Origin of the sequence: Neobacillus drentensis (assembly GCF_036962765.1) — a bacterium.
Classification (GTDB): domain Bacteria; phylum Bacillota; class Bacilli; order Bacillales; family Cytobacillaceae; genus Neobacillus; species Neobacillus drentensis_C.
The window spans coordinates 1-10,281 of sequence record NZ_JBALOS010000042.1; the positions used below are offsets into that span (position 1 = coordinate 1).

Here is a 10,281-nt window from a genome sequence, read left to right on the forward strand (position 1 = left end):
TAAATAACTAATTATTTTTAAACAGGCTTATACATCATTTTAATTTTTATAGTTATACATACAAAAAAACCGGCAGGAAGAAACGACGTGTTTCTCCACTACCAGTCTATTATTATAGATTCCTATTCAAAATGCCAAATTTAGAAAAAAATGACATAGAGGATGAATGCCAAGACAATACGATAAACGGCAAATGGCAACAACCTAATTTTATTTATTAGCTTTAGGAAAAAGCGAATAGACAATAAAGCAAAAATAAAAGCACTAATAAATCCCGCGATAAAAATAGGTAAGGCATCCAAGGTCATATATTCCCAATTCTTTAATAAGGAAAGAAAACTAGCACCTGCCATGATCGGTACAGCCATAATAAAGGTAAAATCAGCTGCAGCACGGTGACTCATCCCCATCAGGACGCCGCCTGAGATGGTTGATCCAGAACGAGAAAATCCAGGCCAAAGGGAAAAGCATTGAAACAATCCGACTGTCAATGCTTGCTTATAGGTAATTTGGTCAACTGTTTGTACTTTCGGATATTTTGAACCAATAAGGTCAGCAAGAATCATAAGGATCGCCCCAATGACTAGGCCAATTAAAACAGTTGCGGTTGAAAATAAATGTTCATCAATATAATCGTTAAAAAGAACGCCAAGAACTCCAGCAGGAATTAACCCCACAATAACCTGGGATAGTTTAAGACGGCCTTGGTCTGAAGTTGTCTGTTTTCTGAACCGTCCTAGTCCTAATAAATCGATAAAGCGATCCTTAAAGGTGACAACCACCGCCAATATTGAACCCAGTTGGATGACGACTTTGAATGTGTTTGCGCCGTGCTGTGTCAAAAACTTTTCAGATTGCAGCCACATATCATCCACGATAATCATGTGCCCAGTGGATGAAACGGGTGCAAATTCCGTTAAACCTTCTACCAATCCTAGAATAATAGCTTTAATAATCATAAGTAGATCCATTGCTGTTAATCTCCTAACCTTTTTGCAAAAGTATTGTACGTAATTATCTTCTATAACTCATTTATTTTACTCATAAAAAAATTCCAATGCAATCATTTATAAATTCCAGTTTCCTCCCCACACTATATAACGAATACTTTCCATTAAAAGTTTCTTGTATTTATTTCCAAAGAAAAATGCGGACTTAATACTTAGCCGCATTTGGGTTATTTCCTGCTATACTGCACAATTCCTAATCAATAATTCCCAATCGAATGGCTTTTACTGCAACCTCTGTTCTATTTTGAGCATTTAATCTTTTCATTATATTAGATAGCCTTCCGCTCCAATCAACATTGCTAAAAATATCAACAATAACCTTTTACACAGCCTTATTCTTTTTTATCATCGATGATTCTCATTACACGCCCATTAAATTTCTTCGTATAGTAACCTTGTGTTAAATCAGCAATCGCAATTCCGGTTGAACTTTGTGAGCCAATGAATTTACCACCGCCAAGGTAAATCCCCACGTGCCCATCTATTTTATAAGTGTCAAAGAATACAAGATCACCAGGACGAGCTTCACTGATGGAGACTCTTGTTCCAGTATTTTTTAAGATATCTGTATGAGCACCGACTTTTATTCCTGCCTGTCTAAAGGCCCAAGCAACAAATCCAGAACAATCAAATCTTCCATGAGCAACATCATAAGAGTTTCTTCCCCCGCCAAAAACATAAACGGAGTTTCCAATATACTTTACTCCAGCATGTATGACAGTATTAATGGCTTCATTGGTGGCAGTAGGTAAAGTAACATATATATCAATGGTTTCATTTTTCGTACCCTTATTAATTTGGCCTTCGCTTATTAATTGCGCTTCTGTTATAGCAAGTGTTCCCTCTTTCTGTTGTAAATCAGCTTTTTCAGAAAGTTTTTCCTGCTCTTTCTTCTTAAGTTCTTCTTTTAAAGCTTCATTTTGCTTTTTTTGTTCTAATATCTGTTCTTGCATCCCGATAAGTTCCGTTTTCATAATTTGCAAATTATTTAACTGTTTCACTACTGATGATTGCTTCGTTTGGACTTCTTGCAGGTCCTCTTTATGCTGTGAAATAATATCTTGATCTGCTTGAACCATAGATGCTACCGCGCCTAGTCGTCCTACGAAATCACTAAAGCTTGAGGATCCTAGAATCACATCTAAATAACTAACCTGTCCACCACTTTCTTGCAGCGACAAGGCACGTTTTTTTAATATGTGATTCCGTTTTTGAATTCGCTCTTGTATGGTCGTAATTTCTTGTTGAAGATCATTCACTTCGGATTGTGATGCTTTTACTTTTTCTTCTGTCTGAATGATCATTTTACTATTATCCTTAATGGCCTGCTCAACCCTGTTAATTTGCTCTGTAAGTTTGGTTAATTCATCTTGAACTTGAGAAATTTCTTTATTTGCATTTGATATCTCTGTTTGAAGACCTGAACGCTGATCCTGTACTTTTTTTAGGGGAGCTGCCTTTGCCCCTTCAACTGGAAAAGTGAATACACTCCCGAGTCCCATAGTAATTGTGGTACTTAGTATGATTAGCTTCTTTTTCAATTTGGTTCCCCTGCCTTCTAATATCCAAATTACCCATATTAATGCAAAACAAATAACGAAGACGAATTAAGGCAGCTGTTAGGTCTATGTAAAGTGACAACTTTGTATGTAATCTACCAATTTTCCTATCTATGATATCAATTATATAGGTCAATCTTCATAAAAATTCCCATATCATCTTATTTTGTCCTAATGAAAAGTATATCAACTAACTTTGTCAAACACGTAATAATTAAGTTACATTTATATTTCAATGGTAATTTTTGGTGATAGTCTAAAAAAATGGTTTAAAAATCACTTATTATTGGGAAACACTCTAACAAAATAAAAGAACCACAATCTCCAGGTACTAATGAAAAGAGATTGTGGTTCTTATGATCTATAATGGACGCTTATCTTACTCAATGCTGTAAATTCTCCTTAGAAGTAGGTAAAAAGTAATTACTGAGTCTTGACTAGTTCTTTAAGACTACTTTTGCTACGGTCAATAATGTTTAAATGAGTATTTCTGGCCAATTTAACATATTCCTTCCTTACTTGATGCCATGCATTACGGCGATCACGTTCAAAGGCAATACTTGATTCTGCATTTTTTTCAAAATTATCTTCCAACTGGTCAACAATATGGAAAATGGATTTGATTGGTGTTAACGCGAGGTTCTCTAATTGTCCAGAAACCTCTACAAACTGTTTTTTAAACTCTTCACCTTCGTTCAATGGTAAATCCTCATCCTTCATTACCTGTTTATTGAAAGGAAGTTGATGCATGAGTTCAGAAACTATTTCCTTATTTGTATTTTTCGATTGGTGATACAAATTTGCAACTGATTTTCTAAATTGCTTATTGAATTTGATAACTTCCCTTACTGCATTAATGTAGGCATCCTCCCTATTTTCCCGAAGCTGTTCTGTACGTTCACGTGATAGCTCAAATTGATCCCAAAACGTGTTGACAAATGATCCTACTGCAACCGATTCTTCTGCTGATGGCATAATTGTTTCCTCAGCAGCTTGAACCGTTTCATTTTTCTTCTGTGCCATCGTCTTTCCTCCTCTTTTTATTATTGACTTTCTCTATTGGATCCTTCCTATTAAACGAAGGAATATAGAGCTCAAAGAAACTGGTATACATTTTGAAAAATTGATCCAATAACGATTGGTAGGATTCTAGTTGATTGGCGTAACCCTTTAAATATGTAGTTCCTGCCTTAGTTATGGAATATCTTCTTTTAGCAGGACCGCTCCCAGATGTATCCCATTCTGAAGATAAAAGTTCGTCCTTTTCTAGTTGTCTTAACAATCTGTACAGATTCCCCTGGTCAAGCGTCTTAAACCCGAATGCCTCTAGTTTCTGGCTAAGCTCATATCCATGAAGGGACATCCTGCTAAGAAGCAATAAAATAAATGGCAGCACAAAATTTTTTGAAGGATTAATGGTTTGATTGTCTTGATTCACCATATCTTTATCACCTCACCCTATACATGTATTTTACACCTATGGGTAATATTTTGTCAACGCAGTAAATATTTATGAGTAATAGTTAAATATTGACGTCTACATTTTCTTTTATTCGGTAATTAACTAATTAAAATGAGCAGGTGGTGTGAAATGGAAATAGCAAAAACTAGTAAATTGGGGGTCCCTTATTTGCACTTCGGGAAGGGTGATCCGTTGGTGTTGATTCATGGCTTAGGTGAAGTAAAAGAAGGATGGGAGGATCAATATGAATTAGCTAATCACTATGAATTGATTATCCCTGATTTACGTGGTCATGGAGAATGTAATAAAACGGATGGTATATCAATTAAAAACTTTGCCATCGATATACTCGGTTTATTAAAGGAGTTAAAAATTGAAACCGCTCACATACTAGGTCTGTCAATGGGCGGGGCTGTTGCACAGGAGATGTACCGTCAGGCTCCTAAATGCTGCCGAACACTTCTACTAATTAGTTCATTTCATTATTTTCCTAAGAAACTAAAAAGTATCTTATATGAACCAAGAAAAAAACTGCTCGAGCAGATTTCATTATCGAAAGAGCACTCAGAATATGCTTCACGGATGGCGCTTTACTCATGGAATAAGGAAACGGTTCAAAAATTCGATAGGATTTTTCAACCGAAACGGCAGATATTTGTTGACTCCTTAGCGGCATGTTTTGAAGTTAATAATTTGTCGTTATTACCGATGGTAAACGTTCCGACACTTATTGTTGGGGGACAATATGACTCCATATTACCTGTTTGGATTCAGGTTTGGATGCACCAGTTGATTCCACATTCGGAATTTATTATTATGCGGAATACTGGTCATCTCGCCAAATTGGAAGCCAAAGACCGGTTTAATAATCTCTTGAAGAAATTCATTGAGCAACAAAAAACAGCTTCATAACTAATAATGCGGGAAGGATGGCTGTCCTTCCCGCTAGTACGTTATTGCTGCCTTATGAAAGAAATTACTTCATTTGCTCTGATCGTGAGGAGAGCCACTTGTCCGCGAAAGTAGCAAACTTCCCTGTTAGGGCCAAAGAAACATGTCCTCCCTCAAAAACCTCGTACGTTTTATCTTCACTAGAAACCATGTCGATAACAGGCAGGCTTTGTTTCTCTAATACTAAGGTATCTCTTGACGTTGAGAAGACGAAAAATGGACAATGGATATTTTTTAAATCTACTTTCCTCCCTCCTATTGTAAGTTCTCCCTTAAGGAGTTTGTTATCTTTATAGAGATCATTAAATAGTTGTTTGAAAGCTGCCCCTGAAAACGAAGCAGAGTCTTTGGTCCACTTGTCCATCCGGCGCCATTTTTTCACATATTCTACATCATGTGCACGGGAAATCAGGTTTACCCATGGACTAACGTAAACCGGTGAAAGTCCTCTAAACATTCCATACATAATTTCAGTTGGAATAACACCATAAACCTCTGATAAACGATCAAAATTTATTGTCCCTTTTTGCAGCCCTTTTAACCACTTATCTGGAACGATTCCCACACTAAAATCAATAGGTACCGTTGCCAGGATTAAATTCTTAATTGGTAATTCTGTTAACGAAGTAAATATAGCCGCTATGGTTCCACCTAAACAATAGCCAATCATTGATATTTCCTTTGAACCTGAATGTCGCAAGGCACGTTTGACACCATTTTCTAAATAATCAAGAATATAATGATCAAGGGTGATATCATGATCTTCAATACCAGGAGAACCCCAGTCCAGGAAGTAAACATCATATCCTCTTTCTGTTAATCCTCCTACGACACTACTTCCTTCCCCGATATCTAAAATATATGGTTTATTTAGCAATGAATAGACTAAAAACACTGGGGTTTGATATTTTTTTTCTCTAGCAGGATGATAAAATAACGTTGATTTATTTTTTCTCCAAATAATTTCTCTCGGTGTTGGAACAATATCAGGCTTCGGTTCTGTTAACACTTTATAAACTTGTTCCCACCTTACTGATTCTTTTACTACATCAACAAATGGAAAAAGATTAGTCGCCGCTGCTTTAACACTCATCAGCCTCAGCCCCTTTCATCTTTAGAGCCAGCAGCCGAAATAACTAGCTCTTTTTCCTTGTCTTTTTCCTTCCCTTTTTTCACTAGATAGTTCAATGTATCAATTTCCTGCCTTAATTCTTGAAAATCTTCTTTCAGCTTGTGTGTTTCAGCAATTTCTTGCCCTATTTTTTGGACTTCCATCTTCATTTGTGTTGCGATGGTGACTATTTCTTGAAACATAGCTAAGGTTTCCCTATTTAATGAACTTAAATTATCTTGTACATTCCAAATTTGTTCTTCTAAAATATCAATTTTTTCTTCTGTTTGCAGAGATAGTTTTGCGACATTTGCAACATCCTTTTTCGTTGGAATATTCATAACACCAGCCATGAACTCTTGGTTTTTCCTTAGCAGTTCCATGTATCGCGCATGACTTTCTGTCCCAACCTTTAGAAGCCGAACGAACTCATTATTGTCAGTCATCATGTATAACAGTCCATTCAATTGTTTTTCACACATTTCACTCATTCTTCTGAATCCTTCCAATGGATCATAGGATTTATCCTTTGACATGAATGATCGCTCCTTGTCATTATAATTTTGTCATTTCTTCTGCTTTCTCCATGTATTTATTTAATGGAAACATCAACGTTTTGATTTGTCCTGCAAAGAGATTGACAAAACCTTTTTGATTTTCATAGATTAAGTTGCCTGCTTGCTTAACTGTTTTTATATATTGCATCCTGCCTTTTTTCCTAATTGCAATAAATTGTTCAATCATTTCCAGGTATTTATCCATTGCTTGATACTGGGTAATTACCTGGCATGGTTTACTTAGAATGGACATCGTTCTTTTTTGAATTTGATCTATCTGAGCATTGATTTCTTCGTAAGACTTTAGTGGAAAGAAGTGCTGCAGACTGGCAGTAGACATCAAAAATTCTCCCCGTGCTGTCCTTTCCCATTCTGATAATTCCATATTAAATTTTTCGAATATTTCTTTCATATTTTCGTGATTCTTTTTAATACTGTCTGCAAAATTTACTGCCTCTTTAAGAAAGATCTCATCCCGGAAGTTTGCCCGCTTGGCCCATTCGTCTAATTCACGAAAAGCATTGTGCCAAAGCATATCTAAGCTAGAAAACTGGGTATCGCTCCCAGCACTCTCGGTGACCTGTTCAGTGTCCTTGTTCGTTCCAAGGACAGGCTCTTCTACCATTTCTACAGCAGCTTCTCCTTCATCTTTTCCTTTTATTTCTGTTGGGGCGTCAATTTCTTGTTTTTTCCTTTTTGATTTTATTTCTTTTCCTTGTTCTTCTTCACTTTCTCTTTTCTCAGCCATCTTACTCGCTTCCTTTTCAATTTATTTCTTCCTTGTTAAATACCACTAAAGGCCTGACGGTAAATTTCTGCAAGTTCACTTATAAATGGTTGTTTTGGATTCGCTATTGTATCTTGATCGTCAAATGCACGTTCTGCTAGATCTGCTACTTTACTTTCAAATTCATCTCTTCCGACCCCGTTTGCTTCGATACTCATAGGAATTTCTAGTTCTTTTGCTAGTTGTATAATTGCCTGTACAAGGCTTTCGATACCTTCCTCTTTAGTACCTGCAGGGAGTCCAAGCATTGCAGCAATTTCTGCATAACGTTCATCGGCAATGAAACTTTCATATTTGGGATATGTCATGAATTTGTTTGGTTTTGAAGCATTGTAACGAATTACATGTGGTAAAAGAATGGCATTAGCGCGTCCGTGAGAAATATTAAATTCGGCACCTAAAACATGAGCAAGACTATGGTTTATGCCAAGGAAAGAATTGGCGAATGCCATACCTGCGATTGTCGATGCATTATGCATTTTTTCACGGGCCAGTTCATTACTGCCATCCCGGAAGGCTATTGGCAAATACTTAAAGACTAGTTGAATAGCTTTTAATGCAAGTCCATCTGTAAAGTCATTAGCCAATACGGAAACATACGATTCAATCGCATGTGTCAAAACATCCATTCCTGTGTCTGCGGTAATATGCTTCGGAACTGTCATTACAAACTGTGGATCGATAATGGCAACATCCGGTGTCAATTGGAAATCAGCTAATGGATATTTACTATTCGTTTTCTTATCTGAAATAACAGCGAAAGCAGTCACCTCTGAACCTGTTCCGGAAGTTGTTGGAATCGCGACAAATTTAGCTTTTCCGAAAAATTCTGGGAATTTCACAACTCTTTTACTTGGATTAAAGAATTTTTGGGTTAAATTATGAAAATCTGTTTCTGGATGTTCGTAAAATAACCACATCGCTTTGGCCGCATCCATAACCGAACCACCGCCAAGGGCAATAATACAATCTGGCTGAAACCTTCTCAGTCTATCTGCACCACTCCTAACCGTTTCAATAGTAGGTTCTGGTTCAATGTCGCTGAATGTATCAAACTTGATCTTACATTGATTCTTGTTTAGATAGTAAACGATCTTATCCACATAACCATTTTTGACAGCACTTTTGCTTGTAATAATGACGGCTCTTGAGATGCCCGGGATAGCAGCCAGCATTTGAATTGAATTTTTTTCAAAGAAAATTTGGGAAGGGACTTTAAACCACTGGGTAAACGTTCTTCTTTTTGCCACTTTTTTAATATTTAATAGATTTTCTGCTCCAACATTTTGTGACACAGAGTTCCCTCCATAAGTACCACATCCGATAGTTAAGGATGGTAAGGATGTGTTATAAATATCTCCAATTGCACCATGCGTTGATGGTGTATTGACTATGATTCTCCCTGCTTTCATACGAAGTGCGAACATATCTACTAATTTTTGGTCTGCGGTATGGATAGCAGCTGAGTGCCCAAGACCGCCATATTCTAAGGTATCCTCCGCAATTTGCATTCCCTCTGCAAAATAATTAACCTTGTAACAGGCAAGAATCGGACTCAGTTTTTCACATGAAAGCGGATATTTCGGACCTACACCATCTATCTCTGCAATGAGAATCTTGGTATTTATAGGTACATTTACTCCTGCCAATTTGGCAATCATTTGCGCAGATAGCCCAACTATTAAATGGTTAATAGTATTTGTTTTTTCAAAGATCGCAACCTTTTCCACCATTAATCTCTCTTCTTCATTTAGGAAATAACAATTATTAGTAATCAGTTCTTCCTTCACTTCATCATATATTTCATGATCAATAATAAGTGCTTGTTCAGATGCACAGATCATACCATTATCAAAGGTTTTCGAAAGGATGATGTCGTTAACGGCCCGTTTGATATTGGCAGTTTTTTCAATATAACAAGGAACATTCCCTGCACCAACACCAAGCGCCGGTTTACCTGAACTGTAAGCTGCTTTCACTAAATTGGGACCACCCGTTGCAAGAATGAGTGACACCTTCGGATGTTTCATTAAGGCTTGAAAAGCTTCATGTGAGGGGACTTCAATCCACTGGATGCAATGATCTGGCGCTCCTGCCTTGATTGCTGCTTCCTTTAGTAATACTGCTGTTTCAGTACAACATTTTTGACCAAATTGTGGGAATGCAAAGATAATTGGGTTCCTTGTTTTTAGCGAAATCAAAGATTTAAAGATAACAGTGGAGGTTGGATTTGTGATTGGAATCACGGCGGCAATCACACCTACCGGCTCAGCAATTTCTACTATTCCCTCATTGTTATTTTCACTGATTACACCCACTGTTTTCATTTCTCTGATATTGTCATAAATGAACTCTGTGGCAAACATGTTTTTGAATACCTTATCTTCATATACCCCCCTCCTTGTTTCATTCACTGCCAATTTTGCTAGATTCTTATGATGTTGAAGAGCAGTAAGCGCCATTTGTTTGACAATTTCATCAATCATCTCCTGGGTATAGCCACGGAATTCACCAAGTGCCTTTTCTGCATTATTTGCTAAAGTGTCAATCATTGAAGTGATAAAATGTTTTTCCAGTACTATCTTCTCTTCAACTGCCATTAATATTCCCTCCAAAATTCATTCCTTTTACGTAATTTGAGCTACAAATTAGGCATGTAAATCCTATACAATTACGTGAATTTTCAATCCTCTTCTTTACTGGTTAAAATATATCACGGCAGATAAACCGAAAAATGTCGAATTTTGCGCAATAATGAATGAATAACCATTCATTATTGGATAATTCATAAAATGTTCATAATTCCATTCAATAAAAAAAGCCATAAATTCTTTTGTAAAAGAA

General features: G+C 36.7%; 9 protein-coding genes. 1 reads left to right on the top strand and 8 read right to left on the bottom strand.

What is annotated here, in order from left to right; all coding sequences use genetic code 11:
- Positions 1–140: 140 nt before the first annotated feature.
- The 4 genes from V7137_RS07065 to phaQ all read right to left on the bottom strand — a co-directional run bounded on the left by V7137_RS07065 (position 141) and on the right by phaQ (position 4,010).
- Complete coding sequence (locus V7137_RS07065) at positions 141–971, bottom strand: undecaprenyl-diphosphate phosphatase (protein ID WP_335697424.1); 831 nt, start codon at positions 969–971, stop codon at positions 141–143.
- A gap of 371 nt (positions 972–1,342) precedes the next feature.
- Positions 1,343–2,551: a coiled-coil domain-containing protein gene (locus V7137_RS07070; protein ID WP_335697425.1), complete on the bottom strand. Its 1,209-nt coding sequence runs from the start codon at positions 2,549–2,551 to the stop codon at positions 1,343–1,345.
- Between the two features lie 441 nt (positions 2,552–2,992).
- Positions 2,993–3,592, bottom strand: coding sequence for a hypothetical protein (locus V7137_RS07075; protein ID WP_335697426.1), 600 nt, complete (start codon positions 3,590–3,592; stop codon positions 2,993–2,995).
- Positions 3,573–4,010, bottom strand: a complete 438-nt coding sequence (gene phaQ, locus V7137_RS07080; protein WP_218345848.1) for a poly-beta-hydroxybutyrate-responsive repressor — start codon at positions 4,008–4,010, stop codon at positions 3,573–3,575. The genes V7137_RS07075 and phaQ overlap by 20 nt, the downstream gene beginning before the upstream one ends.
- Positions 4,011–4,160: 150 nt before the next feature.
- On the opposite strand from phaQ, the gene V7137_RS07085 reads away from it, so the two are divergent.
- Positions 4,161–4,943 (top strand): alpha/beta fold hydrolase, encoded by a 783-nt coding sequence (locus V7137_RS07085; RefSeq protein WP_335697427.1) that lies wholly within the window; start codon positions 4,161–4,163, stop codon positions 4,941–4,943.
- 64 nt (positions 4,944–5,007) lie between these two features.
- On the opposite strand, the gene V7137_RS07090 is transcribed toward V7137_RS07085, so the two are convergent.
- Genes V7137_RS07090 through adhE form a run of 4 tightly spaced genes read right to left on the bottom strand, consistent with a single transcriptional unit; the run spans position 5,008 to position 10,037 of the window.
- Complete coding sequence (locus tag V7137_RS07090) at positions 5,008–6,075, bottom strand: alpha/beta fold hydrolase (RefSeq protein ID WP_335697428.1); 1,068 nt, start codon at positions 6,073–6,075, stop codon at positions 5,008–5,010.
- 5 nt (positions 6,076–6,080) lie between these two features.
- The gene (locus tag V7137_RS07095; RefSeq protein ID WP_335697429.1) at positions 6,081–6,629 is read right to left on the bottom strand and encodes a polyhydroxyalkanoate biosynthesis repressor PhaR; all 549 of its coding nucleotides are present in this window, start codon (positions 6,627–6,629) and stop codon (positions 6,081–6,083) included.
- Between the two features lie 19 nt (positions 6,630–6,648).
- A complete protein-coding gene (locus tag V7137_RS07100; protein ID WP_335697430.1) occupies positions 6,649–7,398 on the bottom strand; it encodes a hypothetical protein in 750 nt (249 codons plus the stop codon).
- 35 nt (positions 7,399–7,433) lie between these two features.
- Positions 7,434–10,037 (bottom strand): bifunctional acetaldehyde-CoA/alcohol dehydrogenase, encoded by a 2,604-nt coding sequence (gene adhE, locus V7137_RS07105; RefSeq protein WP_335697431.1) that lies wholly within the window; start codon positions 10,035–10,037, stop codon positions 7,434–7,436.
- Between the last annotated feature and the right edge of the window lie 244 nt (positions 10,038–10,281).